Annotated in this window: 20 protein-coding genes; 10 read left to right on the top strand and 10 right to left on the bottom strand. The window is 72.8% G+C overall.

Annotation, left to right across the window (positions count from 1 at the left end):
- Window positions 1-96: 96 nt before the first annotated feature.
- Together ACH4OW_RS16720 and ACH4OW_RS16715 are read right to left on the bottom strand one after the other, a co-directional pair.
- Window positions 97-846 carry a dienelactone hydrolase family protein gene (locus tag ACH4OW_RS16720; RefSeq protein WP_398028396.1) on the bottom strand — a complete coding sequence of 250 codons (750 nt, stop codon included), beginning with the start codon at window positions 844-846 and terminating at the stop codon, window positions 97-99.
- Between the two features lie 64 nt (window positions 847-910).
- Window positions 911-1,945, bottom strand: a complete 1,035-nt coding sequence (locus ACH4OW_RS16715; RefSeq protein WP_398028394.1) for a helix-turn-helix domain-containing protein — start codon at window positions 1,943-1,945, stop codon at window positions 911-913.
- A gap of 117 nt (window positions 1,946-2,062) precedes the next feature.
- Here ACH4OW_RS16715 and ACH4OW_RS16710 point away from each other — a divergent pair, with 117 nt between their 5' ends.
- Genes ACH4OW_RS16710 through ACH4OW_RS16695 form a run of 4 tightly spaced genes read left to right on the top strand, consistent with a single transcriptional unit; the run spans window position 2,063 to window position 7,674 of the window.
- The gene (locus ACH4OW_RS16710) at window positions 2,063-2,959 is read left to right on the top strand and encodes an alpha/beta hydrolase (RefSeq protein ID WP_398028392.1); all 897 of its coding nucleotides are present in this window, start codon (window positions 2,063-2,065) and stop codon (window positions 2,957-2,959) included.
- Window positions 2,960-2,966: 7 nt separating this feature from the next.
- A complete protein-coding gene (locus ACH4OW_RS16705; RefSeq protein ID WP_398028390.1) occupies window positions 2,967-4,757 on the top strand; it encodes an ABC transporter ATP-binding protein in 1,791 nt (596 codons plus the stop codon).
- On the top strand, window positions 4,754-6,490 hold the full coding sequence (locus ACH4OW_RS16700; protein WP_398028388.1) for an ABC transporter ATP-binding protein: 1,737 nt from the start codon (window positions 4,754-4,756) through the stop codon (window positions 6,488-6,490). The genes ACH4OW_RS16705 and ACH4OW_RS16700 overlap by 4 nt, the downstream gene beginning before the upstream one ends.
- Window positions 6,487-7,674 (top strand): MFS transporter, encoded by a 1,188-nt coding sequence (locus ACH4OW_RS16695; RefSeq protein WP_398028386.1) that lies wholly within the window; start codon window positions 6,487-6,489, stop codon window positions 7,672-7,674. The genes ACH4OW_RS16700 and ACH4OW_RS16695 overlap by 4 nt, the downstream gene beginning before the upstream one ends.
- Window positions 7,675-7,780: 106 nt before the next feature.
- Here ACH4OW_RS16695 and ACH4OW_RS16690 read toward each other — a convergent pair whose 3' ends face one another.
- Both ACH4OW_RS16690 and ACH4OW_RS16685 read right to left on the bottom strand, forming a co-directional pair.
- Window positions 7,781-9,241, bottom strand: coding sequence for an FAD-dependent monooxygenase (locus ACH4OW_RS16690; protein WP_398028384.1), 1,461 nt, complete (start codon window positions 9,239-9,241; stop codon window positions 7,781-7,783).
- 17 nt (window positions 9,242-9,258) lie between these two features.
- Window positions 9,259-9,864, bottom strand: coding sequence for a TetR family transcriptional regulator (locus ACH4OW_RS16685; protein ID WP_360136523.1), 606 nt, complete (start codon window positions 9,862-9,864; stop codon window positions 9,259-9,261).
- A gap of 186 nt (window positions 9,865-10,050) precedes the next feature.
- On the opposite strand from ACH4OW_RS16685, the gene ACH4OW_RS16680 reads away from it, so the two are divergent.
- From ACH4OW_RS16680 to ACH4OW_RS16660, 5 genes are all read left to right on the top strand, one after another.
- Window positions 10,051-11,073, top strand: coding sequence for a membrane dipeptidase (locus tag ACH4OW_RS16680; protein WP_360136522.1), 1,023 nt, complete (start codon window positions 10,051-10,053; stop codon window positions 11,071-11,073).
- Between the two features lie 196 nt (window positions 11,074-11,269).
- The gene (locus ACH4OW_RS16675) at window positions 11,270-12,352 is read left to right on the top strand and encodes a M20 family metallopeptidase (RefSeq protein WP_398028672.1); all 1,083 of its coding nucleotides are present in this window, start codon (window positions 11,270-11,272) and stop codon (window positions 12,350-12,352) included.
- Window positions 12,349-13,119 carry a GNAT family N-acetyltransferase gene (locus ACH4OW_RS16670; protein ID WP_398028381.1) on the top strand — a complete coding sequence of 257 codons (771 nt, stop codon included), beginning with the start codon at window positions 12,349-12,351 and terminating at the stop codon, window positions 13,117-13,119. The genes ACH4OW_RS16675 and ACH4OW_RS16670 overlap by 4 nt, the downstream gene beginning before the upstream one ends.
- Before the next feature lie 28 nt (window positions 13,120-13,147).
- On the top strand, window positions 13,148-14,260 hold the full coding sequence (menC, locus tag ACH4OW_RS16665) for an o-succinylbenzoate synthase (RefSeq protein ID WP_398028379.1): 1,113 nt from the start codon (window positions 13,148-13,150) through the stop codon (window positions 14,258-14,260).
- 79 nt (window positions 14,261-14,339) lie between these two features.
- On the top strand, window positions 14,340-15,929 hold the full coding sequence (locus ACH4OW_RS16660) for a PucR family transcriptional regulator (RefSeq protein ID WP_398028377.1): 1,590 nt from the start codon (window positions 14,340-14,342) through the stop codon (window positions 15,927-15,929).
- Here ACH4OW_RS16660 and ACH4OW_RS16655 read toward each other — a convergent pair.
- Window positions 15,910-16,914 carry a serine hydrolase domain-containing protein gene (locus tag ACH4OW_RS16655; RefSeq protein WP_360136518.1) on the bottom strand — a complete coding sequence of 335 codons (1,005 nt, stop codon included), beginning with the start codon at window positions 16,912-16,914 and terminating at the stop codon, window positions 15,910-15,912. The genes ACH4OW_RS16660 and ACH4OW_RS16655 overlap by 20 nt on opposite strands.
- Before the next feature lie 210 nt (window positions 16,915-17,124).
- Window positions 17,125-17,598: a cupin domain-containing protein gene (locus tag ACH4OW_RS16650; protein ID WP_398028375.1), complete on the bottom strand. Its 474-nt coding sequence runs from the start codon at window positions 17,596-17,598 to the stop codon at window positions 17,125-17,127.
- Window positions 17,599-17,842: 244 nt separating this feature from the next.
- Here ACH4OW_RS16650 and ACH4OW_RS16645 point away from each other — a divergent pair, with 244 nt between their 5' ends.
- A complete protein-coding gene (locus tag ACH4OW_RS16645) occupies window positions 17,843-20,560 on the top strand; it encodes an AAA family ATPase (protein WP_398028373.1) in 2,718 nt (905 codons plus the stop codon).
- 110 nt (window positions 20,561-20,670) lie between these two features.
- On the opposite strand, the gene ACH4OW_RS16640 is transcribed toward ACH4OW_RS16645, so the two are convergent.
- Genes ACH4OW_RS16640 through ACH4OW_RS16625 form a run of 4 tightly spaced genes read right to left on the bottom strand, consistent with a single transcriptional unit; the run spans window position 20,671 to window position 24,908 of the window.
- A complete protein-coding gene (locus ACH4OW_RS16640; RefSeq protein WP_398028371.1) occupies window positions 20,671-21,897 on the bottom strand; it encodes an NADase-type glycan-binding domain-containing protein in 1,227 nt (408 codons plus the stop codon).
- Window positions 21,894-22,466, bottom strand: coding sequence for a phage tail protein (locus tag ACH4OW_RS16635; RefSeq protein ID WP_398028369.1), 573 nt, complete (start codon window positions 22,464-22,466; stop codon window positions 21,894-21,896). The genes ACH4OW_RS16640 and ACH4OW_RS16635 overlap by 4 nt, the downstream gene beginning before the upstream one ends.
- 28 nt (window positions 22,467-22,494) lie before the next feature.
- Window positions 22,495-24,453: a putative baseplate assembly protein gene (locus tag ACH4OW_RS16630; protein WP_398028367.1), complete on the bottom strand. Its 1,959-nt coding sequence runs from the start codon at window positions 24,451-24,453 to the stop codon at window positions 22,495-22,497.
- Complete coding sequence (locus ACH4OW_RS16625; protein ID WP_360136512.1) at window positions 24,453-24,908, bottom strand: GPW/gp25 family protein; 456 nt, start codon at window positions 24,906-24,908, stop codon at window positions 24,453-24,455. The genes ACH4OW_RS16630 and ACH4OW_RS16625 overlap by 1 nt, the downstream gene beginning before the upstream one ends.
- Between the last annotated feature and the right edge of the window lie 96 nt (window positions 24,909-25,004).

Genomic DNA, 25,004 nt, shown 5'->3' with positions numbered 1-25,004 from the left:
TGCTTCGGCGTGCGCCCCCGACGGACGGATGCGCACGCCGGCGCTCGGAAGACCGGGTTGACGGAGGCGGCGGCGCCCCCGCAGGAAACCGGAACCTCAGCTGTTGCCGAGGGCGCGGTCGAGGAGGGGAAGCAGGCGGTCCCAGTGGCGCTGTAGCCCGGAGGGGCTGAAGGCGTCGGTGTCGGTCATGGTGAAACCGTGAATGGTGTCGGGGTAGACCTCGGTGGTGTACTCGACACCCGCGGCGCCCAGGGCCTGGTTCAGCTCGCCGAGGGCCTCGGGCGTCATGTCGCCCACGGCGAGCCCGATGTGGACCCTGGCGGTGAGTTCAGGGATGCGGTGGTGCGGGCTGTCGGGCGCGTCGGTGACCAGGAAGCCGGGGTGGAATCCGGCGACGGCGGCCACCTGGCCTGGGTGCGCCGTCGCGGTGCGCATCGCCAGGGCGGCGCCCATGCAGTAGCCGATCGTGGCGACCGGTCCGGTACCGACCTCGGGCTGTGCGGTCAGGAAGCCGAGGTAGGCGTCGGCGTCACGCAGGACACGGTCGGTGGTGTGCGCCTCGACCAAGGGCAACAGCTGGGCGAAGATCGTGGGCCTGTCCTCTTCTCCGATGTGCTCGGGAAGGTCGAACACCGGGGCCGGGCCGTTCCGGTAGAAGAGGTTGGGGACGAGCACGTAGTACCCGTGGTCGGCCAGTTCGCGGGCCTTCTTCTCCAGCTCGGGCCGCAGGTTGAGGGCGTCCGGGTACAGCAGCACCCCCGGGTGCCGCTCGCCGCGGTCGGGGAAGGCGGCGAACGCGTCGGCCCGGCCGTCCGGGGTGGGAATCTGCAGGGTCTTGGTGGGCATGGAGCAAGATCCTTCCTTGGTCTGCTGCCGGTGCACAAGGGATGAGGGCGGGCCGCCGGCCGACTCAGTCGTCGAGCAGCCGCCATGCGGTGAGGGCGAGCCTGGCCCGCATGAGGCCGGTGGGCTCGGTGAGTTCGAAGCCGAGGGTCCGGCCGATCTGGTCGAGCCGGCGGGCGACGCTGCTGTGGTGCAGGTGGAGTACGTCGGCGGCCCGGCGCAAGGCGCCGGTCGCGCAGTAGGCGTCCAGGGTCTCCAAGTCCTCCGGGGTGCCGGCGAGCCGGGCGATCGCGGCCACGTCGGGGTTGTCCCGCGCGGTGTCCTGCGGCACGTGCGCGAGCAGCGCCAACGCCCCCAGGTCGTCGTGGTGGACGACGGGCCGGCAGCGGGTGGTGAAGCGGAGAGCGGTGCGGGCCTGCCGCCAGGACCGGTCGGGGCTCCCGGCGGCGCCGATGCCCGCGCGTACGCCTGCCGGAAACAGGGCCGGGTCGATGGCGGTGGTCAGGAGGACGCCCACGTCGGCGAGCAGGGCCGCCTTCACGGGCCGGGCCGGGCAGACCAGGCTGCCGACCTGGTCGAGCGGAAGCCGCGACCGTACGGCGGCGACGCGGACCGGCAGGCCGGCGGAGAACCCCAGGAGCCGCAGTGCCCGTGCTCTGGCGGCCTCGTCGCTGTCGGAGCAGATGACCAGTTCGACGAGGGCGGGGTCGGCCATGGTGGTGCCGGCCGGGCCGTACCGCTCGGCGACCGCCGCGGCGGCGATGGCGAGCCGGTCGAGGACCGCCTCGTCGAGCGGACCGGGCGGGCCGGGGCGCTCCAGCCACACCGTGCCGATCTCCTCCGCGTCGAGGACGATCGGCGCCGTGCCGGACGCCGGGGGCGGCGGAGCGGGCGCCTGCCTGCCGTCGGGCGTCATGCGGATCGCCTGGCCGGTGCCGTGCAGCCGGATTCCGGCCACACACTCGGCCAGGCCCGCCGAGGCCCGGGCGAGCGCCGGGAGGTCCACCCGTCGGCGCATCAGCGTGTCGTAGAACATGATGACGCGGATCGCGCCTTCGACCTGCGAATCGAACCCCGACAACCGTACGGCCAGTGCCTCCATGCCAGGAGGATAGAGCCTGTGTTGCAGGGGGGTGTGCGACGTCCGGCGCGTGATCGGAGCCGGATACCCGACGGGTGGCGGACGATCCCGGGGGCCGGAACGGTGAGGATGGCCGGCATGGATCCCGAACTCGAAGCATTCATCCCGTTGCTCCCCAGCGCCGACCTGACCGACCCGGTTGCCTGCCGCAAGATCTACGACGAGGTGGCCGCCGCCAGGCCGGCACCGGACACCTCGGACATGGAGGTCCAGGACCGCACGGTGCCCGCCGACCCGGACGTGGCGGTGCGGGTCTACCGACCGCGCCAGGCCCGGGGCGCCGTCATCTGGATGCACGGCGGCGGCTGGACCGTCGGCACCCTGGACACCGAGCAGCACTGGGCCGCCCGTATCGCGGCCCTCTCCGGCGCGGTGGTGATCTCGGTGGCCTACCGGCTGTCCCCCGAGAACCCGTACCCGGCCGCCCTGAACGATGCCTACGCCGTACTGGCCTGGACGCACGAACACGCCGCGGAACTCGGCGTCGACCCGGACCGGATCGCGGTCGGTGGGCACAGCGCCGGTGGCAACCTCGCCGCCGCGGTGGCCCTGCGGGCCCGCGACGAGCAGGGGCCGCCGATCCGCTTCCAACTGATCAACGAGGCCATTCTCGACGACCGGCAGCAGACCTGGTCGGCACGGAACTTCACCGAAACGCCCTGGAACACGCGCGCCGTACGCGCCGCGGCGCTGCGGCACTACCTGGGCACCCAGTCCGCCACCCCGTACGCCGCACCGGCGCGCGCCGAGGACCTGTCCGGACTCCCGCCGGCCTACGTCGCCACCGCGGAGTTCGACCCGAACCGCGACGAGGGCATCGACTACGCGCGGCGCCTGCTGGAGGCGGGCGTGTCGGTCGAGCTGCGCCAGTGGCCCGGCACCTTCCACGGGTCGATGGCGATCCAGTCCGCCGATGTCTCGCAGCGGCAACTCGCCACCCTCGGCGAGGTCCTGCGCCGGGCCCTGGCCGCGTGACGCCGTGATGGCTGCTACGGACCCTGCCGGAACACCGGGTCTGGCGGTGCTGCTGCGCCCCTACGGACGGAGCTTCGCCACCATCATCCTCTTGCAGGTCATCGGCGCTGTCGCCGGCCTGGCGCCGCTGCTGGCGGTCGTCGAACTGGGGCGTGCTCTGCTGTCGCCCGACCCGGTCGACCGCGGCCATGTCTGGACCGTCGTGATCGCCGGCGCGGCCGGCCTGTTCGTCCGGCTGCTCTTCACGGCCGCGGCGTCCGGGATCGGGCATGTCCTCGACGGGCGGGTGCAGTTGGCATTCCGCAGGCAACTGGCCGAGCGGCTGGGACGGGTACCGATCGGCTGGTTCTCCCGGCGCAGGACCGGCGAGCTGGCCAAGGTGGTGGGGGAGGACGTCGGCGCCGTGCACCCGTTCATCGCCCACGCTCCCGGCGAGCTGGTCTCCGCGTTCGTGGTGCCGCTGGTGTCGCTGGGCTACCTGTTCACCGTCGACTGGCGGCTCACACTGATCACGTTGATACCGGTCGTGCTGGCAGTGGCGCTGGTCCCGTTGATGATGACGCCGGCCAGGCTGCGCGAGCAGGAGGAGTTCGACGCGGCCATGGGCCGGATATCGAACTCCGTCATCGAGTTCGTGCAGGGCATCTCGGTGGTCAAGGCGTTCGGCGGGGCCGGGCGCGCCCACCGTGACTTCCTGACGGCCGCGGACGCTTTCGTCGGCACCTTCCGCCGGTGGGTGCACGGCATCTCCGGGATCGCAGCGGGGATGCAGCTTGCCTTGTCGCCGCCGTTCGTGCTGCTGGTCGTGCTGATCGGCGGCGCCGCACTGATCACGAACGGTGACCTGCCCCCGGCCGACCTGCTGCCCTTCCTGCTGCTCGGGCTGGGACTGACCGCTCCGGTGGCGGCCCTCGGGCACGGCTTCGACGACCTGCAGGCCGCCCGGCGCGCGGTCGGCCGGATCCGGGACGTACTGCAAGAGCCGCCGCTGCCCGAGCCCTCGCACCCGCTCGCGCCACAGGGGCACCGGGTGGAACTGCGGGGCGTCCGGTTCGGTTACGAAGCCGGTCACGAGGTGCTGCGGGGGATCGACCTGGTGCTGGAGCCCGGCACGGTCACCGCGGTCGTCGGGCCGTCGGGAAGCGGGAAGTCCACGCTGGTCCAGTTGCTGCCGCGGTTCTTCGACCCGACCCACGGTTCGGTCCGCCTGGGCGGCGTCGACCTGCGCGAACTCGGCAGCCGGGAGCTGTACCAGAAGGTCTCCTTCGTCTTCCAGGACGTCCGGCTGCTGCGTGCGTCGGTCGCGGAGAACATCGCGCTGGCGGTACCGCACGCCGACCGCGACGACATCGTGCGTGCCGCCCGGCTGGCGAACATCCACGAGCGCATCCTCGAACTGCCGCGCGGGTACGAGACGGTGATCGGTAAGGACGCCGGGCTGTCGGGTGGCGAGGAACAGCGGATCGCGCTCGCCCGCGCACTCCTCGCCGACACCCCCGTCCTGGTGCTGGACGAGGCGACCGCCTTCGCCGACCCGCAGACCGAACAGGCGGTGCGCCGGGCCCTGGCGACGCTGGAGGGGGACCGGACCACTCTGGTCATCGCCCACCGCCTGGAGACGATCACGGACGCCGACACCGTCGTGATGCTGGACAACGGGTCGATCGTCGAGCGCGGCAGCCCTGCCGAACTGCTGGCTCAGGGTGGGAAGTTCGCCGACTTCTGGCGATCACACCAGTCGGCGGGCGCCCGCGAGGCCGGCCCGGACGGCGTACCGCAAGGAGGCGGACCCCGATGATTCGTATGCTGCTGCGCGTCCTCGGCCACGAGTACGCCCGGCCGACACGCCGCACCGTGGCCCTCATGACGGCGACCGCGATCGCCGAGGGGCTGTCCTACGCCCTGCTGGTCCCCGTACTGCGGGCCCTGTTCGGCGGCACGCCCGCGGATGCCCGGCCCTGGCTGCTCGCGTTCGGGGCCGCGGTCGCGGTCTACGCCGTGTTGCGCTACGTCAGCGACCTGTCCGGCTTCCGCGTCGGTACCGCGCTCCTGCGCGGCACGTACCACCGGCTCGGCAACCACCTGGCCCGGCTGCCTCTCGGCTGGTACCGCGCCGACCGCGTCGGCGAGGTGTCCGTCCTGGCCAGCCGCGGAGTCCTACAGGCGATGAGCGTCATAGCGCACCTTCTGGCGCCGCTCGTCTCCGCCTGCGTGACCCCGCTGACGATCGTTGTCGTGATGCTCGCCTTCGACTGGCGCATGGGGCTGGCCGCGTTGGCCGCCGTACCGGTCGTGGCGGCGATCCAGGCATGGGCGGGACGCTCGATGGCCGCAGGCGATGCCGAGCGCGCCGAACGCGACCACGAGGCCACCGGGCGGGTCGTCGAATACCTCAGGGCCCAGCCGGTGCTGCGGGCCGGCGGCCGGACCACCGAGCGCTTCCGGCTGCTCGACGACTCGCTGCGCGAAGTCCGGCGGGCCTCCCGCCGCTCCGCACTGTCGGCGCTGCCCAGCGCGTTGGGCTTGACGCTCACGGTGCAGGCCGTGTTCACCGTACTGCTGACCCTGGGCGCCCACCTGGCGCTCGGCGGGGACATCGGCGTGGCGGAGGTGCTGACGATCCTGGTGCTGGCCGCCCGCAGCGCGGACCCGCTGCTGTCGCTGACGGACATCGGAGGCAAGCTCCGCGGCGCCCGGTCCGTACTGACGAGCCTCGACACGATTCTGCGCACCGCACCACTACCGGAGCCCGCCGAACCGACCCAGCCCGTCGGCCATGGCCTGGAGTTCGAGTCCGTCGCCTTCCGGCACGGCGACCGCGGGGTGATCGACGGCCTGTCGTTGTCCGTGCCGGAGGGGCAGCGGCTGGCCGTCGTCGGGCCCTCGGGCGCGGGCAAGAGCACCTTGCTCCAACTGCTCGCCCGGTTCCACGACGTGGACGCGGGCGCGGTACGCGTAGGGGGCGTGGACGTGCGCGCGATCACCACGAAGACGCTGATGGAGCAGCTCGCCATTGTCTTCCAGAACGTCTACCTCTTCGACGGCACGATCGAGGAGAACGTACGGCTCGGCCGCCCCGACGCCGACGACGCCGAGGTGCGGGCGGCAGCCGCAGCGGCCCGGCTGGACGAGGTGGTCGAGCGGCTGCCCGGCGGATGGGCGGCCCATGTCGGCGAGGGCGGCGCGCTGCTGTCGGGTGGTGAACGCCAGCGTGTCTCGATCGCGCGGGCACTGCTCAAGAACGCGCCCGTCGTGCTGTTGGACGAGGTGACCTCCGCACTGGACCCGGTGAACGAGGCGGCCGTCCACGAGGGCATCGAGCGCCTGATGGCGGGCCGGACGGTGGTGATGGTCGCGCACCGGATGCGTACCGTCCAGCGCGCCGACCGCGTCGTCTTCCTGGAGGGCGGCCGGATCGCGGAGGAAGGCAGCCACGACGAACTCCTGCGAAGCGGAGGCCGCTACGCCCACTTCTGGAACCTGTCGCTCTCTTCCACGGGCCCCCACCCGATGGAAGATTGTCCAGGGTGATCAGACAGCTCCGCCTGCATCTGACGGCCGCCACGCTGCTGAGGGTCTCTGCCGAGGGCGCCGCGACCGCGCTGGTGCTCACCGTCGAGGCACGTACGGGGGACGCGGCGAGCGCCGGATTCGTGCAGACCGCGATGACGCTCCCGTACGTGCTGAGCGGGCCGGTCATCGGCCACACGCTGGACCGGACCAGCCGCCCGCGGCGTCTGGCGGTCGCGTTGGCCGGTGCTTACGCCCTCGCGACGGCCCTGCTCATGGTGTCGGTGGGGCGCTCGCCACTGGCGCTCGTGCTGATGGCGGCCGTCGTGGTCGGTTGCGTCGAACCGGTCGTGACGGCGCTCACCGGCCTGCTGCCGAGGTTCGTTCCCGTCGAACGGTTGCCGCGCGCGTACGGGTTGGAGGCGTCGAGCTACAACGTCGCGGCCATCGCCGGACCGGCGATGGCCGCGATGGTCGCCGCGCTCGTGGGCGGAGGACACACCGGAATCGTGACCGTGGCCGCCGCCGTGCTCGGCCTTCTCTTCCTCCCCATGCTGCCGTTTCCGGCGCCGGAGGCCCGGCCGGAGCGGACGCGGCCGGGCGTCGGACAGGTCGTGGTGGGCGGGCTGTCCGTACTGGGCGCCAACCGGGTGCTGCGGGCCCTGACGGTGTCGACGACGTGTGCCTGGTTCGGGTACGGCGGGTTCGCGGTGGCGGCGGTGCTGCTCAGCCAGGACATCGGGGAGGGCCCCGGGGCCGGCGGGCAACTGCTTGCCTGTTTCGCCCTGGGCTCCCTCGCGGGGTCGCTGGCCTCGTCGCGGTGGCTGGCGCCCGGCCGGGCCGAACGGGCGGTGGCCGCAGGGCTGGTGGGCTTCGGTACGGCGCTGGCCGCATTGGCGATGGCGCCGTCGCTGCCGTGGGCGTGGACGGTCTGCGTACTGGCGGGCCTGGCCGAGGGACCGCTCTTCGCCGCGACGCTCATGCTCCGCCAGCGCGAGTCGCCACCGGACCGGCTCGGCCAGGTCAACACCACCGGCGGCAGCCTGAAAATCGGCGCCTCGGCCGGCGGCGCCGCACTGACCGGAGTGTTCGCCGGCCAGCTCGGCGCGGACGGACTGATGCTGAGTATCGCCGCGTTCCAGTTCGCCGGGGCGGCGCTGTGGCTGCGGCTGCGGAGACGGCCTGGGAACTGCCCCCGACCGTGACCAAAACCGGGTCCGGCCCCCGGGCGGGGCGCAGGACCGGCAGGACTCTGGCGTGACGCGTGGACAACTGACCGGCGAACTCCAGATCACAACAGGAATACACAGCCTAGGACTGCGCCGCCCTGAACCAGGTGCCCAGTGCTTCGTGCAGGCCGTCGTCCGTGGTGCCTTGCCAGGCGACGTAGCAGTCGGGGCGGAGGAGCAGTGCGGTGTCGAGGGCCGGGGCGGTCACGGTGTCGATGTGGGGTGCCCAGGCTCCCGCGTCGAGGGTGCCGGTGGGGTCCAGGAGGAGTGGGCGGCCGGTGCGGGTCAGTTCGCGCAGGCCCGGCAGGTCCGGTGCCCATCGGCCGACGAGCGGCCCGGTCGCCGGGCCCATGTCGTAGGTGATGTCCGCGCCGGCCAGCAGATGCGCGATGTGCCGCCGGGCCGTGGGCTGGGCGAGCAGTTCGCCGAACAGTTCGCGCAACGCCGTCACATCGCCGCCCGGGCGCGTGAGCAGCGACTGTGCCTGGGTGTGCATGGCGACCCGGCGCGCCACCGGGGCCCGCTCCGATTCGTAGGTGTCCAGCAGCCCTTCCGGCGCGTGGCCGCGCAGCTCGGATGCCAACTTCCAGCCCAGGTTCACCGCGTCCTGCAAGCCCATGTTGAGCCCAGGGCCGCCGATCGCCGAGTGCACGTGCGCGGCGTCCCCGAGCAGGAACACGCGGCCCGCGCGGTACCGCGCCGCGATCCTGGTGTTGCCGCCGAACAACCGCCTCATCAGGTGGGGTCCAGGCCCGGTGGGCGGGGCGAGCGGTACGTCCACGCCGAGCACCCGGGAGGCGCCGGCCCGCAGCTCGTCGAGCGAGGCCGCGCCCTCGGCCGGCCGGCCCCACTCCACCGTGGTGATCAGGGGGGCGCCGTCCGGGAACGGCCCCCAGGTGATCAGGCCGCGTTCCGTGCGCAGGTGCCGGAACGGCGGTACGACGCCGAAACCGGGTACGGTCAGGCCGCCGTCGGCGCCAACCAGGTCCGGCGGCACGCTCACATGTCCGGTGAGCGATACCGAGTCGTCCGCGGTCACGCCCGGGAACTCGATGCCGGTGAGCTTGCGTACCGTACTGTGCCCGCCGTCGGCGCCGACCAGGAACGCCGCTTCGACCGGCGCCCGCCCGCGCAGCTCGACCGTCACCGACTTCTCGCCCTGCGCGAGGCCGGTGACCTCGTGCCCGCGGCGGACTTCGACGCCCAGTTCGGCGGCGCGCTCGGCAAGCATGTGCTGGATCCGGAGCTGCGGCACCATCAACGTGTAGAGGGGGTTGTCCGGCAGGTCGTTCAGGTCCAGAGGGAACGCGCCGAACACGAAGGCGGGTGCCGGTTCGGGTATCGCACCGGGCGCGGTCAGCCGCTCGTACAGGCCGCGCCGGTCGAGCATGCGGACGACCTGGCCGACGAGGCCGTTCGCGCGCTGCTCGGTGGTGGGTTCGGTGAGGCGTTCCAGGACGAGCGGGCGGGCGCCGGCCAGGGCGAGTTCGCAGGCCAGCATCAAGCCGTTGGGGCCGGCGCCTGCGATGACGACATCGATCACGGTGGGTTCCTCGGCGGTCAGGGGGTGGGCAGCCCCGCCGTGATCCGGACGAGGGCCTCTGCGAGCAGGCGCCCTGCCGGTACCGGCGGTTCGGTGCGGAGGTGGTGGGCCATGGCGGTGTTGATCGCGGCCATGACCGCGGAGGCGACGAGGTGCGGGTACAGGTCCTGTTCGAGGTCGGTGCCGGTGCGGCCGGCGACGGCCGCGGCGATCTCGGCCTCGGCGATGGCTCCGGCCCGCAGCAACTCGCCTTGCAGGGCCGGTTCGGTGACCATCACGCGCACGCCCGCTGTCCACTTCGCCGCGTCGGGTGCCGGGTGGGGGGCCGCCGCGGCGTTCGGTGGGAACTGCGCCAGCACCGCGCGGGTGATCGCGTCCCACAGCGGCTCCGCCGTGGGTTCGCGCAGCGTTTCCGCGATGCGCAGGCAGCGGTCGAGGTGGTGGGTGGCGATCGCCTCGCCCTTGCTGGAGAAGTAGTTGTTGAACGTGCGCGGCGAGACGCCTGCCGCCTCGGCGATGTCCTCGACCCGGACGCTGTCGAGCCCGCGCTCGACGGTCAGCCGTATCGCCGCCCAGCTGAGCGCGGCACGGGTCTCGGCCTTCTTGCGTTCTCGCAGTCCCATGGGGCGACGGTAGCAAATTGTGCGCGTTACGCAAATATGCGTGGCGCGCAAGTTTAGGTGGATTGGCCGTCAGGCCAAGGAGCGGCCCGTTGGTTTGTGCTCCGGGACCAAGATCCCGGCAGCTCGCCGTACGTACGCTGCGGCCGCCGGGCCTCGTCCGTCCCCTTCCCTGCGAAAGGCTCCGCCGTGTCTTTGGACCTGCACCGCCGCGCCGTCGTCGCCGATGCCCACAACGACCTCCTCATGGCCGTTGCCGCCCGCTCCCCGGAACGCTGGGGCGGCTTCTTCCGCAACCGGTGGCTGCCGCAGCTGCGCGAGGGCGGTATCGACATCCAGGTCCTGCCGGTGTTCATCGACGAGCAGTACCGCCCCGAGGGGGCACTCCGGCAGACCCTCCGCATGATCGAGTGCGCCCACGTTCTCGCCGAGGCCAACGCCGGAGAGGTCGCCCTGTGCGCCAACGGCGCCGGCATCGAGGCCGCCCTCGCCGAGGGCAAGATCGCCCTCGTGCTCGCTCTGGAGAGCGCGCCGGGCATCGACGCCTCCGTCGAACTGTTCTCCACCCTGTTCCGGCTCGGTGTGCGGATCGCCTCGATCGCCCACTGGGGGCGCACGCCGCTCGCGGACGGCAGCCGGGAGGACGCCACCGGCAGCCGGCTGACCACCGCCGGCGTTCACGCGCTGTACGAGATGGAACGCCTGGGCATGCTCTTCGACATCTCCCACCTGGGGGCGAGCGGCGTCACCCATGTCCTGGAGCTCGCCACGCGCCCGCTGATCGCCACTCACTCCTGCGCCCGCGCCCTGCGGGATCACCACCGCAATCTCACCGACGACCAGATCCGCGGTGTGGCCGGTACGGGCGGCGTGGTCTGCGTCAACTTCGTCCCGGACTTCCTCACCGACGACGAGTCGAAGGTGAGCGCCGACCGGGTCGTCGACCACATCGAGCATGTCGTCTCCGTGGCCGGGATCGACCACGTCGGCCTCGGGTCGGACTTCCTCCGCGAGGTCGTCGCGGACGTGACTCCGCCCTGCTGCGAAGACGCCGACGACGAGGATCCCCGGTTCGCCTTCCCCGGCCTGGAAGGCCCGGCCGGTATGCCGCTGGTCACCGAGTCGCTGGTCCGCCGGGGACTGTCCGAGGAGGACGTCCTGAAGGTGCTCGGCGGGAATCTGCGGCGGCTCATGGGCGAGCACATGGGCTGACGGGGCCCGCCAACGCCTCTGTCGTCACACCGGTCCCTGCCGGGGCCGCCCGACACCACACGCCCACACCTCCCCCCCCCGCATCTCACGCCCGGCACCTCACGCCCGACATCCCACGGAGGACTCACCCGTGCCGCACGACCCCGCACGCCTGTCCGCGCAAGCGCGAGCGGAGCAAGCGCCGGCCTTGGACGCCATGCTCGCCGACCTCGAAGAACTGGTGACCTGCGAGTCCTACTCGGCCGACTATGAGGCCGTGGCCCGCAGCGCCCAGGTGGTCGCCGCGCAGGGCGGCCGCCTGCTCGGCGCCTCGCCCCGAACGCTGACGACCGAAGGCGTCACCCACGTGCAGTGGACCTTCGGAACGCCGCGCATCCTGTTGTTGGGCCATCACGACACCGTCTGGCCGGCCGGCTCCCTCAAGACCCACCCCTGGTCGGTGGAGCAGGGCGTCGTCCGCGGCCCCGGGGTCTTCGACATGAAGGCCGGCCTGGTCCAGATGTTCCACGCCCTGGCCTCGCTGCCCTCCCTCGACGGCCTCTGCGTCCTGGTCACCGGCGACGAGGAGACCGGCTCGGCCACGTCCCGCTCGCTGATCGAAGACACCGCCCGCCGGTGCGCGGCCACCTTCGTTCTGGAGCCCTCCGCCCCCGGGGGAGCTTTGAAGACCAGCCGCAAGGGCGTGTCCCTCTACGACATCACCGTGCACGGTCGCGCCGCCCACTCCGGGCTGGAACCGGAGAAGGGCGTCAACGCGGCCACCGAACTCGCCCACCAACTTCTCGCCCTGCCGGGCATCGCCGCCACCGTCACGGCCTCCGCCGGGCCCGGGACGAGCGTCACGCCCACCATGATGCGGGCCGGCACGTCGAACAACACCGTTCCGGCGGAGGCCGCACTGAGCGTGGACGTCCGCGTGCCGAACGCCGCGGCGCAGGCAGCGGTCGACCGGCTCGTCAAGGCCCTGGAACCGCAGACACCCGGCGCCCGCGTACAGATCGACGGCGGCCCCAACCGGCCGCCCCTGGACCCCGACGCCTCCCGGGAACTGTTCGCCCTGGCCGACGAACAGGCCGTACGGCTCGGCCTCGGCCCGCTGCGGCAGGCGGCGGTCGGCGGGGCCTCCGACGGCAACTACACCGCCGGGGCCGGGTGCCCCACACTCGACGGGCTCGGCGCGGTGGGCGACGGCGCGCACGCCGACCACGAACACGTCATCGCCGCCGCCATGCCGGCCCGCGCCCGGCTCCTGGCCCACCTCGTCGGAGCGGTGCGATGAAGCAACCCACCATCAGGGAACTGCACCGCATGGAGGACTTCGACGCCGTCAGTCTTCTTTACGCAGACATCTGGGGCACCGAACCCGGCAACCCGCCCATCACGGCCGAGCTCATGCAGGCCCTCTCCCACGCGGGCAACTACGTGGCCGGAGCGTACGAGGGCGACCGGCTGGTGGGGGCGTCCGTCGCCTTCTTCGGCGAACCCGTGGGCACCAGTCTGCATTCACACATCACCGGTGCCGTCATGGGGCGTGGCGTGGGACTCGCCCTCAAAACACACCAGCGGCGGTGGGCGAAGGACCGCCGGCTGAGGCGTATCACCTGGACCTACGACCCGCTCGTCCGCCGCAACGCCTACTTCAACCTGGTCAAACTCGGTGCTCGGCCGGAGGAGTACCTGACCTGCTTCTACGGCGCGATCAACGACGTCATCAACGGCGGTGACGAGTCCGACCGGGTGCTGGCCGCCTGGGACCTCGCCGCACCCGCGCCGCCCGAGGTGACCGAGCTGCCCGCCGGCGCCGCCCACGGCCTCCGCAACCACGAAGGCCGCCCCGAGACGGTGCCGACCGACGCGGAGACCGTGCTCGTCGACCTGCCCGACGACATCGAAGCCCTGCGCCGCACCGATCCGGGCGCCGCCCGTGCCTGGCGGCTGGCCGTACGGCACACCCTGGGCGGCCTGCTCGACGAAGGCGCCCGGGTCGTCGGCTTCCACGCACGCCGCCGCTACGTGATCCAACGTCCCGCCACCACCCGTGCCTGACCGCCTGTCTGCGAAGGAGCCCCCAGCCGTGAAGCCGAAGATCTCCGGTGTCGAGCTGCGCCGGATCGCGATGCCGCTCGTCGCCCCGTTCCGTACCTCCTTCGGGGTGGAGACCAGCCGGGATGTGCTGCTGGTCCGCGTCGTCACCTCCGACGGTGGCGAGGGGTGGGGGGAGTGCGCGGCCATGTCCGAACCCCGCTACTGCTCGGAGTACGTCGACGGCGCCCAGGACGTCCTGCGCAGGTTCCTCGTCCCCGCCCTGCCGAAGGACGGCCTGGACGTGCACGCGGCGGGGCGGGCCCTGCAACCCTTCACCGGCCACCGCATGGCGAAGTCCGCACTGGAGACAGCGGTGCTGGACGCCCGGCTCCGCAGCGACGGCGAGTCCTTCGGCTCCTACCTGGGGGCCGCCCGCGACCGGGTGCCCTGCGGCGTCTCGGTCGGGATCATGGACTCGGTGCCCGAACTCCTCGACGCCGTGGCGGGGTACCTCGCCGAGGGCTACGTCCGGATCAAGCTGAAGATCGAGCCCGGCTGGGACGTGGCTCCCGTACGAGCCGTACGCGAGCGCTTCGGCGACGATCTGCTCCTCCAGGTCGACGCCAACGCCGCCTACACCCTGGCGGACGCCCGGCAGCTCGCCGCACTCGACGACTTCGGCCTCCTGCTGATCGAACAGCCACTCGCCAACGACGACATGGTCCAGCACGCCGAACTGGCCAGGCTGCTGCGGACCCCGGTCTGCCTGGACGAGTCCATCGAGTCCGCCGCCGACGCCGCGGCAGCCATCTCACTCGGCGCCTGTTCCGTCATCAACATCAAGCCGGCCCGGGTCGGCGGCTACCTCGAAGCCCGTCGCATCCACGACCTCGCCCGCGCCCACGGCGTGGCCGTCTGGTGCGGCGGCATGCTGGAAACAGGCATCGGCCGGGCCGCCAACGTCGCCCTGGCGGCCCTGCCCGGCTTCAACCTCCCCGGCGACACCTCGGGCTCCCACCGCTACTTCGCCACGGACATCACGGAGCCGTTCGTGCTCGGCGACGGCCATCTCGACGTTCCCACCGGTCCCGGCCTCGGCGTCGAGCCGCTGTCCGACGTCCTCGACGAGGTCACCACCTCCAGGGAATGGATCACACTGTAAGCGCGCCGACGGCCGGCCCTGCGGATGGTGGAGAGGGCCGGCCGGGCCGTACGTTCCACCGGCGCGGTGAGGAGCACCTATGGACGCCTGCACACTCGGCGCCCTGATCGACGCCGTCGGCAGCCCGACCCTGCGGCTGCACACCGCACCCGCCGGCCCCGCCGTCCCCGTCACCGAGGCGCTGCTGTACGACGCGCACGCCCCGCTGCCCGACGCGCCCGGAGCCCTGCTGCTCGCGGTCGGCGTGCGGGCGGCCGCGGCCGGTCCGCTGGTGCGGGCCGCGGCGGAGGCCGGGATGGCCGGGGTCGTGGTGCGGGGCGGGGACGGGCCGGTCGGCGAGGCCGAGGCGCACGGCATGGCGCTGCTGGCCATCGACGAGGACGCCGCCTGGCACCACGTGCACCTGATGCTGGCCTCGGCGATCGGCGCCGGTGCCGCCAACGACGCCGGGCTGGGGGACCTGTTCGCGCTGGCCGACGCGATCGCGGCGGCGACCGGCGGGGCGACGTCCGTGGAGGACCCGCGCCAGCGGATCCTGGCCTACTCCACCGTGCCGGGACAGCCGGTCGACGAGGACCGCCGCCAAGGCATCCTCGGTTTGCAGGTCCCGGGCAGCGTGGACAACTCGGAACAGGTCAGGTTGGTGTGCGCCGCGGACGGGCCGGTGCGGCTGCCCCCGCTCACCGCGGGCGACCTGCCGCGGCTCGCCGTCGCGGTGCGGGCCGGTGGGGAGACTCTCGGCTCGGTCTGGGTGATCGACGGCGGCACGCTCGCGCCGGACGCCGAGGAGACCCTGGCCCAGGGCGCTTCCACGGCGGCGCTGCTCCTGCTGCGCGCCCGTGCGGCCAGGGAACTGGCCCGCCACCAGAACACCGACCTGGTACGCCGCCTGCTGGACGGTTCGGCGGACGCCTCGGCGGCGGCACACCGCCTGGGCTGGGACGCGGTCCGCGTGGCCGCGTTCGTGCTGGACTCCGCGGCGAGCGTGCCGGACGCCGAGCGGACCTCCCTCAGGCTGCTGGACGTCGTGCGCCTACAGTGCGAGGTGCGCTACGGGCGGCATGCGTGCGTGCTCCTGGACGGGGTGGTGTACGCGTTGCTGCCCGCGCCCGGCGAACACGGCGGGCGCGGGCAGGACGTACGAAGGACGGCCCACCAGCGGCACCGGCAGTTGGCGGAGGACATCGTGCGCCGGGCCGAGCGGTCGCTCCGCGTGCCGGTACGGGCGGCACTCGGCGGAGTGACACCCGACCTCGGCGGTGTGGCGGGCTCGCGGGCGGACGCGGACGCGGTCCTGCGACTGCTGCACGACGCGCTGCCGGTGGCCACGGTCGACGAGCTGCGTCCCCGGGTGACGCTGCTGCGGCTCGCCGAAGTGATGCGGGACCGGCGGGAGTTGAGGGCGGGCGCCTGGCGCCGGGTGGTGGCTGCGGACGCCGAGCACGGCACCGACTACGCCCGTACCCTGGCGTCCTGGTTCGACGCGGGCTGCGACGTGGCAGGCGCGGCGAAGCTGCTCTCCGTCCACCCCAACACCTGCCGCTACCGCCTGAAGCAGGTCGGCCTGCAACTCGGCATCGACCTCGGCGACCCCGACGAACGGCTCGTGCTCTGGCTCCAGTTGAAGGCCCTGGCGGGCTTCGGCGAGGTCACCGGAGATCGCGGATGAGGTCGCCGACGATGGAGTCCACCTTGTCCGAGTCGAAGGTCTCCGAGCCGATCAGCAGGGTCACGGCCCGTCGGCCGTCATCGGTGACGGCGTTCCTGAACTTGTGGCCGCTCTCCATGTGGCCGCTGTGCCCCCAGGTGACGAAGCCCGGGGCGCGCTCGTAGCGCTCGACTCCCAGGCCGTAGCGCTCGCCGGGGAAGCTGTCCGCGACGGTCCGTTTCATCTCGGCGAGCTGGGCCGGGCCCAGCAGCTTCCCGGCCAGCAGCGCGGTCCAGAAAGCGGTCGCGTCGGCACCGGTGGAAACCAGCGCACCCGACGCGTCGGCCCCGGAAGTGTTCCATTCCGTCCGGTCCGCCAGGGTCCCGTTCCGGTCCACGTAGCCTCGCATGTCCGGCTTGGGGAGTGTGGTCCGGTCGCCGGGCCAGTACGTCTCGCGCAGCCCGAGGCGCTTGATGATCCGCTGCTCGATCTCGGTGCCGATGCCGCGGCCGGTGACCTTCGTGACGATCAGGCCGGCGAGGTTGTAGTTGGTGTTGGAGTAGGAGAAGCCGTCGGGAGTCCGGTCGTCGGGCGGCGGCAGGGCCAGCGCCTGCTTGACCGTCTCCAGGGGCTCCATGTGCTCCCACCGGTGCGCGTCCAGGTCCTCCCAGTAGGGCGCGCTCAGGTAATCGGGCAGTCCGCTGGTGTGCTGCAAGAGCTGCCGGACGGTGATGTTGCGCCCGTCGTAAGGCCCGGTGCGTATGAGGCCGGGCAGGTAGTCGTCCACGGTGTCGTCCAGCTCGATCCTGCCTTCGCCGACGAGCTGGAGCACGACCGTGGCCGTCCAGGTCTTGGTGTTGCTGGCGATACGGCTGTGCTCATTGCCGACGGCCTTGCGGCCCGTCCTGAGGTCGGCGAGTCCGACGCCGGCGTTGCGGACACCGCAGCGCGGACTCTTCACCGTGACACTGATCCCTGAGGCGCCGACTCCTTCCAGTGCCTTCAACGCCCTCTGGATGGGTGCGGTGTCACACCGCGGCGACGCGGCCGCCGCGGTGGTCGCTGTCAGCAGAGAGGCGGTGAATGCCAAGGCCACGGCACCACTCGTCCTGTATCGCGTACTCGCTGGAATGTGCATGCGGACAGCGTTGCTCCTGTCCTGGCCCGGCGCATGCGACGGTCGTCCAGAGATGCCGTGCTCCCTTTGTGCTTCCGGCTAAAGAGGCGAAGCGGGAGGCGGGTTGTCGAGGAGCGTCACTCCGTACTGCGTGAGGATGTCGGTGTGTTCGGCGTCGCTCCGCGCGTCGGCGGGGCCGATCGAGTGGAAGTAGCCTTCGATGGCTCCGGGATTGTTGATGACGAGAACTTCCGCGGTCGGCGTGATGGCTTGGAAGGTGTGGGGCACTGACCGGGGACCGTAGACGTAGGCGCCCGGCTCGGCGTCGCGTACGTCGCACGCGCCGAGCGAGGCCGCCCCGACCCAGAACCGGACGCGGCCGGCCAGGACCACCCAGCTCTCGTCCTCCCGGCTGTGGCTGTGCAGGGGCGGCGCGTCCGCGCGGCCCACGGTGAGCCGCATGACGGTGACCGTTCCGTTCGTCTCGGCGTCCGACACGACCTGTTCGATCGCGCTCTTGTAGTAGCGGAACTCCGGTCCGTCGCCTGGGTTCCGTACGAGGGCGATGCTCATGTGAGGTTCTCCTCCCGACGCGGCCCCGGAAGGTGGCCGGTTCGACGGAGTCACGTGATTGAGCCTTCAATTATGGCTGGTGCCGGGAGCCCGCACCACACGCCGAAGCAACGCAAATGTCGCTTCCGGCCGAGAACCTGTCGGCCGTGCCCGTCGTCTCCCAGACGTGAGAGCAGTCAGGAAGGCACCGGTCGGGGCGCAGACCTGATCCCCTACGAACGAGATCGTGAGAAAGCCTCTAGCAATGGTGAGTCGGAGGACGGTTCCGGTGCAGCTCGTGGCCAGACATGCAGAACGGTGTGAGTTCGATCGCTTAGTGAATTCGGCCGCCGCCGGGCGTGGCGGGGCCCTTGTGGTGGCAGGGGAGGCGGGAATCGGCAAGTCGGCGCTGGTGGACGCCGTGGTGGGGGCGCTGGACGGATTCGCGGTGCTGCGGGCCGCCGGTACGGAGTTCGAACGCGACCTTCTCTACGCGACGCTGCACCAGCTGTGCGCCCCGGTCCTCGAACACCGGCGGAAACTTCCCGCGGTGCAGCAAAGGGCGCTTGAGGCGGTGTTCGGCCTCGGGACGGCGCAGACCTCGCCCGACCCGTTGACGGTCGGCCTCGCCGTCCTGGGGCTGCTGCACGAGGCGGCGCAGGACGGGCCTGTCTGCTGCGTGGTGGACGACGCCCAGTGGGTCGACGACGCTTCGCGGCGTGCGCTGGTGTTCGTGGCCCGCAGGGTGGCCTCCGAGCGGATCGCGGTCGTGTTCGCCGCGCGCGACGTCGGCCCGCCCTCCGGACTCGCCGAGCTGCCGCGCGTGGCTCTCGCGGGCCTGGGGGACGAGGACGCCAGGACCCTGCTGGGAGCGGCGACGCACGTCGGGCTGGATGCCGAGGTCATCGACCGGATCCTGGCCGAGGCGCACGGAAACCCGCTGGCGCTGCTGGAGTTCGCCCATCACGCGCAACCGTTCGGGGTCCCCGGCCCACCGCGTTTCCGTGCCAGCGTGGTGGACGCGCTGGAGGAGCAGTTCGTCCACCGCTTCGAGCGGTTGCCGGACCCGACGCGGACGCTGGTGGTGCTCGCCGCGGCCGAGCCGGTCGGCGATCTGGACCTGCTGCGCCGCGCGGCGCGGCTCCTCGGCCTGGACGCCGCGGAGCTCACGCTCGCGGAGAACGCCGGACTCCTGACCCTGGGACCGCTGTTGCGCTTCCGGCACCCGCTGGTGCGCTCCGCGGTCTACGCGTCGGCCACCCCCGAGAAGCGCCGGAGCGTGCACGGTGTCCTCGCGGAGGCGACCGATCCGGGCACCGGCCCCGACCGCCGGGCGTGGCACCGGGCCCACGCGGTCATCGACGCCGACGAGGAGATCGCCGCCGAGCTGGAACGGTCCGCCGACCGGGCGCGTCTGCGCGGCGGGTTCGCCGCGGCCGCCGCGTTCATGGAGCGCGCGGCGCAGCTGACTCCCGCTCGTGCCCGCCAGGCCGGGCGGCTGCTCGTCGCGGCCCAGTTGCGGCTGCAGGCCGGGGCGCCCGAGGCGGCCCGTGCCCTCGTCACCCGGGCGGAGCGGCGCCCGACGGACGACGAGGGCCGCGCCACGGCGCGCCTGCTGCGGGCACGGATCGACTACCAGCTCTCCCACGGCCCGGAGGCCACCGCCAGGCTCGTCGACGTCGTCGCGGAGCTGGCTCCGGAACGGGCGCGGGAGACCTTCCTGGAAGCGTTCGCGTCGTTCATGTACAACGACAACCACCCGGGCCTCCTCAAGGAGCTCGGCGCCCAGATCCGCAGGCGGGCGCCCCAGCGGGAGCACGCCCGGCCGGTCGACCTGCTGCTCGACGCCCTGCTGGACCAGTCCATGCTGCCCGCCGAGCAGGCGGTGCCCGCGATGCGCGCCGCGGTGACGGCGTACCGTACGGCTGCCCGCTCGTCGGGCCCGTGGCGGATGAACCTGCTCTGCCAGGTCGTCATCGACCTGCGGGACGACGAGGCGATGGAGGAGATCGCGGACGGCCAGGTGGACTTGGCGCGCGGCCAGGGCTCCCTGGCCTCGCTGCCGCAGGCGCTGCGGTACCAGGCGGTCGCCAGGGTGTCCGCCGGCCGGTTCGACGAGGCGGCCGTCAGCCTCAGCGAGGCTCGGTCCGTGGACGAGGCGGCGGGCACGGTGCCCCTCCTGGGGCCCGAGCTCGTCCTCACCGGTTTCCGCGGTGACGAGGACCGGTTCGCCGAGCTGCGGGAGCTGGTGGGCCGTGACGGGCGGCCGTTCGAAGCCGCCGGCGAACACTACGCCAGGGCGGTACTGCACAACGGGCTCGGCAACTACGAAGCGGCTCTGGACGCCGCGCTGACGGCCCAGCGCCGGCACCAGGCCGGGTCCTACTCGATCTGGGCCGTCTACACCGAACTGGTCGAAGCCGCCGCGCGGGCCGGGCGCGGCGAGGACGCGGCCGTGGCCATGAAACACCTGGAGGCGCTGGCCCGCACGTATCCCGTCCCGTGGGCCGTTGCCGAATGGCTGCAGGCACAGGCACTCCTCGAATGGGGCGAGGACTGCGACGCGCTGTACCGGCAGGCCATCGACCACTTCTCCCGTACACGGGTACGGGTGCTCCACGCGCGCGCCCGGCTGACGTACGGGGAGTGGCTGCGCCGTGCGAACCGGCGGGCCGAGGCCCGTGCCGAGCTGCGGGCGGCGCACGACATGCTGTCGCGTATCGGTGCCCGCGCCTTCGCCGAGCGCGCGGCGCGCGAACTGCGCGCCACCGGCGAACAGCCGCGCCGGCACGGGGAGGACCCGTTGGGCCGGCTCACCGCGCAGGAGCGGCTCATCGCCGGGAAGGTGGCCGGCGGCGCGACGTCCAAGGAAGTGGGGGTGATGCTGTTCCTCAGCCCCCGCACCGTCGACACACATCTGCGCAACGTGTACCGCAAACTGGGCATCTCCTCGCGCCGCCAGCTCCGCGAGATGCCCCTGTGACCGTTGCGACCGCTGTGACCGCCCGGTGCCGCGGTAGGTGAACCCTCTTGCCGCGTCGCCGTGTTCGCCGCGCGCCGCTCCCCGGGGAGCGGCGCGCGGCTCGTCACCGTTCAGGACCGGTCCCCGCCGGACCGGCCGAACAGCTCGATCTCGGCGATCGCCACCTGCTTGTCGGCGGACGCGGCGTGGGCCGACTCCACGGTGAAGCGGACCCTGGTGACCTCGCCGACCCGGAACGCGCGGCGCTGCCCGCCCGCGCCCGGGTCCAAGGTGAGGTCGCGGGTCTCGGTACGGCCGTCCTTCTCCGTGATCGTCGCCTTGACCCGGTGCGGCAGGGCGGACTTGTCGAGCTGATCGGCGCGGGTGGACGTGCCCGGCGTGATGATGACGTCGAGCAGCCGCGCCGGACGCGCGAACCGCACCTCGATCCACTCGCCCTGGCCCGACTGCGACACCCCCGGCCCCCACCAGGTGTTGTTGAGCTTGTCGAAGAGCAGCTTCGGCTCGTGGCCCGGATAGGAGCGGGAGGCCCGGATTTCGTCCGGCTCGACCGGAGCGCGCTTGGCGAAGTGGTCGCGCGTGGCGTCGATGCCGTCGGGGAGGTACAGCACCCCGAAAATGACCAGCGTCACGGCGACGGCGAGGGTGACCCAGGTGCCGACACGGTCGAAGGCACGGCGCAGGCGGGGGCGGTCGCCGGCCCACGGGGTCTCCTGTCCTCCGGGCCCGAAAAGGCGGCGCCACCAGGGGCGGCGTCCGGGTGCGGGAGCGTCGCCGCTCTCGGCGAGGGGCATCGCGCAGCGGTTGCAGAAGTGGCGGTCCGGGTGGTTCGGCGTGGAGCACCAGGAGCAGGGCGGGCCGTGCGCCGTCCCCTGCGGTCCGGGGGCGCGTACCTGCGGCCGTTCGGTGTCGGGGCGGCCGGGCAGGACCGGGGCCACGGCGGGCGCCGGTGCGGCCGGGGCGGCCTCGTGCTCCGGGACGGGTACGACGAGGGAACGGGCGCGGTCGTCCCCGGGGGCGTGTGGAGGGGAGTCGTTGCGCGGCGTGGTCGGCGGGATGCCGGGGGCGGTGTCCTCCAGGTCCGGGGAGCCGGACGCGGACCGGGACGCGCCGGGGGCCGCCGGCACGCCGACTGCGGGGCCCGGGGCGGGGCCGGGGGCCGGGCCGGCGCCGTCGGCGCGTGCGGAGGCGCCACGGGCGGCTCCGGCCTGGGCGACCGCCGGGGAGCCGGCGTGGCCACCGGCAGAGTCCCAGCGAAGGACGGCTCCGCAGGCGTCGCAGAACGACTGCCCCGGCTCCGCGCGGGTGCCGCACTCACCGCAGTCCGGCGTGGTCATGTCTCCGAGGTCCTTTCGATGGAGGGCACCGTGGTGGTGGTCACGGTGACGGTGTAGGGCATGTGCGCCGGACGGGCCGCGGCCACGAGCGTGTCGAGGCGGTGGGTGTCGGCCGGCGTGGGGTCGGGCAGCCGGAGGACGACGTGCAGATGGGGGCGGGGGCTGCCGGGGAAGGCGCCGCGGGGGCGCGCGCTCCAGGCGGCGCCGCCGCTCTCCGTGATCTCCGGTTCGGCGCCGAACGCGAGGCGTACGGCCTCCGACAGGCCACGTCGGGTGCCCCGGACGTGGTGCAGGGCGACCGCGGCGGCCACGGCGGCGCGCAGCCGCGGCTCGGGTTCGGTGCCGTCGGTCTCGGCGCCCACCCAGGTGCCGAGCCACCGGGCGAAGTCGGCCGGGGTGAGCGAGGGGTCGAAGTAGGAGTCCAGGCAGTCGAGCACGTTCAGGATCGGCGCGAGGACGTCGTCGAGCCCCGCGACGAAGCGCTGGGCCAGCTCGTCGTCGGCGAAGACGGCCGGGAGCATCATGCCGATGGGGGCGGAGGAGCCCAGGCCGTCGACGGAGCCTCTCATGAGCGGCCTCCCGGGCACGTCGTGCGCCTCACGTCGCGTCCCCGATCACCCGTACGCGGTGGTCGAAGGAGAAGACCAGGGCCGGGGGTTCGAGGTCGATGCGGTCGGTCGGGTCACCGCGCTGACCGGTCAGCGGGTCGGCGGGATGCAGGACGACCTCGTCGACCAACTCCACGCCGGGGACGCGTTGCAGGATGGCGAAGACCTCACCGGCCTGGACCGGGCGGCCGAAGGGCCAGCCACGGCCCTCCGCACCGCCCGTGAGCGGGTCCAGGTGACGGTAGAGGGCGTCGTGGGCCTGGCGGCGTACCCGGTCGGTGTCGGTGCCGCGGAAGGCGTGGACGGTGGCGACGACCGTGACCCCCTGGTAATAGGGCGGGCCGACCGCGAGCCGGGTGCCGATGAGGCGGCGTTCGTCGAGATGGCGGGTGATGCGGTCCAGCAGGCGGTCGCCGGGGACGAGCTGCTCGAAGCGGAGCCGGCCCCCGGGGTCGGGAACGGCCTGCGGTACGACCAGCACCCGCACCGCGTAGGACCCGTACGCGTCCCGTTCGCCTTCCAGGCAGGTGATGCGGGCGGTCTCGGGCGCGGCCCGGCGGGCGAGTTCCTCGTAGTCGCGCAGGGTGACGGCGCGTTCCTGGGCGCGCAGCGTGACGGGCGCCCGCACCTTGGCCTCCTCGACGGTCTCCCCGTCGACTCCGCCGCGCGCGGCTTCGCCGTTGACCACTTCGGAGACGTACGGGATGGAGGTGCGCAGGACCCGGATGGCGCCCCGGGTGACGTTGCCGGTACGGCCGCCGCCGGTGCGGTAACGGCGGGCGCGGATCACCGCGCCCTTGGGGGCGACCATGCCGTACTGGCGCAGGGTGCCGTCGGCTTCCCGTACGGCGGGGCCGAAGGCGATGTCGCCGGTCGTGGCGTCGAGGGTGATGTGGCGGTCGTCCGGCCGCGACGCGGCGAAGTGCGGGACGACCTGCCAGTCCTGCCACCCGTCGTGCTCGGCGGTCTGGAGCAGCAGCGGCGGGTCGTCGCCGACGACGGGCGCCTGGGCGAGCCGCCGCCGCTGTCCGGGCAGGCCGCTGGATTCGCCGAGCGCCTCGTCGTACACGGTGGTGGCGTGGACGACGCCGGTGGTGCCGCCGATGGTGCAGGCGTCGGCGGACCGGATGGTCGGCGACGTGGTGTAGAACGGCTGCCCCGGCAGGGGGTCGGTGACCCGGCAGCGCAGCCAGCCCGCTTCGTGCCCGCTGTTGCGGGACAGCACGTGGCCGCCGGGGACGTGCAGGACGACGTCGCCGGCGCGGTTGAGCCCGCCGGTGCCGTCGCGGTCGACGTCGCAGGGCTGCCAGCCGTCCTCGGTCCACGCCTCCCACACCAGCGGCGGCTGCCTCGGGTCGACGCCGACGCCGTCCACCCGGCTGTCGAGTTCCAGGGCGACGGCACAGTGCGGGACGGCCGCCGTCAGTCCGATCAGCATGCAGTCCCCGGGAGCGGGGGCTTCGGCGAAGCACCGTACGTCGGTGCCTTCGGCCAGCGCGGCGGTGCGGTCCGTCACGGGCTCGCCCCGGTGCTGCACCACCAGGCGGCCCATCGCGCAGGGCACGATGGCCAGTCCGCGCTCGGTGGCGAAGACCACCGCCTCTTCCTGCTCCGTGCGCAGCGTCGCCACTTCGGTGCCGACCGGCACCGGAATGGTCTCCTCCTGGGGCGCGGACAGCCAGAAGGTGACGTCCGTACGGGCCGCCGACGGCGGAAAGAGGGTGACCCCGATGAGGTCCAGGAAGGCCAGGTGGTTCTTCTCGGGGACCCGGTTGAGGCGGTAGACGATCTGGTCGGCCATGTGGGCGACGGTCTCGACGAGGGTGATGCCCGGGTCGGAGACGTTGTGGTCGGTCCATTCCGGCGCGCGCTGCTGGATGTAGCGCTTGGCGTCGTCGACGAACTGCTGGAAGCGGCGGTCGTCGAGGTTGGGGGAGGGCAGGGACATCAGCGGTCGCTTTCGGGGGAGTTGCCGGAACCGTCGTCCAAGCGGCCGCCGCCGGGGCCGTCCTCGTGGGAGGGGATGACGTAGAAGGGGAAGACGAGGCTGCGCGGGTTGTTGGTGCCGCGGATCTGGTAGCGGATGTCGATGTACAGGACGCTGCGGTCGGTACCGGTGGTCACCTGGACGTCGGTGACCTCGATACGCGGCTCCCAGCGGTCCAGGGAGGTGTACACCTCGTGCTGGATGCGGCCCGCGGTCTGCTCGTCGACCGGCGCGAACACCAGGTCGTGGATGGCGCAGCCGAACTCGGGCCGCATGGGCCGCTCGCCCGGCGCGGTCGCCAGGACCAGCCGGATCGCCTCCTCGATCTCCCGCTCGCCGCTGACCAGCGCGATCCCGCCGGTCGGCCCGATACGCAGCGGGAACGACCACCCGGAGCCGACGAACTGTTCGGCCATCAGAACCACACCCGCCTTCCACGGACACGGACAGGGACACGGCCACGGACACGGACACGGACACGGACAGGGACAGGGACAGGGAAACGGATGGGC

This window comes from Streptomyces sp. NPDC017056 (assembly GCF_044332485.1).
Classification (GTDB): Bacteria; Actinomycetota; Actinomycetes; order Streptomycetales; family Streptomycetaceae; genus Streptomyces.
The sequence above is the reverse complement of the archived record's forward strand: the minus strand, read 5'-3'. Positions and strand labels throughout refer to the sequence as shown.

What these genes read in the sequence shown, in the direction of transcription:
- ACH4OW_RS16720 (WP_398028396.1), bottom strand. Translation starts at nt 846, where the DNA reads ATGCCCACCAAGACCCTGCAGATTCCCACCCCGGACGGCCGGGCCGAC.
- ACH4OW_RS16715 (WP_398028394.1), bottom strand. Translation starts at nt 1,945, where the DNA reads ATGGAGGCACTGGCCGTACGGTTGTCGGGGTTCGATTCGCAGGTCGAA.
- ACH4OW_RS16710 (WP_398028392.1), top strand. Translation starts at nt 2,063, where the DNA reads ATGGATCCCGAACTCGAAGCATTCATCCCGTTGCTCCCCAGCGCCGAC.
- ACH4OW_RS16705 (WP_398028390.1), top strand. Translation starts at nt 2,967, where the DNA reads ATGGCTGCTACGGACCCTGCCGGAACACCGGGTCTGGCGGTGCTGCTG.
- ACH4OW_RS16700 (WP_398028388.1), top strand. Translation starts at nt 4,754, where the DNA reads ATGATTCGTATGCTGCTGCGCGTCCTCGGCCACGAGTACGCCCGGCCG.
- ACH4OW_RS16685 (WP_360136523.1), bottom strand. Translation starts at nt 9,864, where the DNA reads ATGGGACTGCGAGAACGCAAGAAGGCCGAGACCCGTGCCGCGCTCAGC.
- ACH4OW_RS16675 (WP_398028672.1), top strand. Translation starts at nt 11,270, where the DNA reads ATGCTCGCCGACCTCGAAGAACTGGTGACCTGCGAGTCCTACTCGGCC.
- ACH4OW_RS16670 (WP_398028381.1), top strand. Translation starts at nt 12,349, where the DNA reads ATGAAGCAACCCACCATCAGGGAACTGCACCGCATGGAGGACTTCGAC.
- ACH4OW_RS16660 (WP_398028377.1), top strand. Translation starts at nt 14,340, where the DNA reads ATGGACGCCTGCACACTCGGCGCCCTGATCGACGCCGTCGGCAGCCCG.
- ACH4OW_RS16650 (WP_398028375.1), bottom strand. Translation starts at nt 17,598, where the DNA reads ATGAGCATCGCCCTCGTACGGAACCCAGGCGACGGACCGGAGTTCCGC.
- ACH4OW_RS16645 (WP_398028373.1), top strand. Translation starts at nt 17,843, where the DNA reads ATGGTGAGTCGGAGGACGGTTCCGGTGCAGCTCGTGGCCAGACATGCA.
- ACH4OW_RS16640 (WP_398028371.1), bottom strand. Translation starts at nt 21,897, where the DNA reads ATGACCACGCCGGACTGCGGTGAGTGCGGCACCCGCGCGGAGCCGGGG.
- ACH4OW_RS16635 (WP_398028369.1), bottom strand. Translation starts at nt 22,466, where the DNA reads ATGAGAGGCTCCGTCGACGGCCTGGGCTCCTCCGCCCCCATCGGCATG.
- ACH4OW_RS16630 (WP_398028367.1), bottom strand. Translation starts at nt 24,453, where the DNA reads ATGTCCCTGCCCTCCCCCAACCTCGACGACCGCCGCTTCCAGCAGTTC.
- ACH4OW_RS16625 (WP_360136512.1), bottom strand. Translation starts at nt 24,908, where the DNA reads ATGGCCGAACAGTTCGTCGGCTCCGGGTGGTCGTTCCCGCTGCGTATC.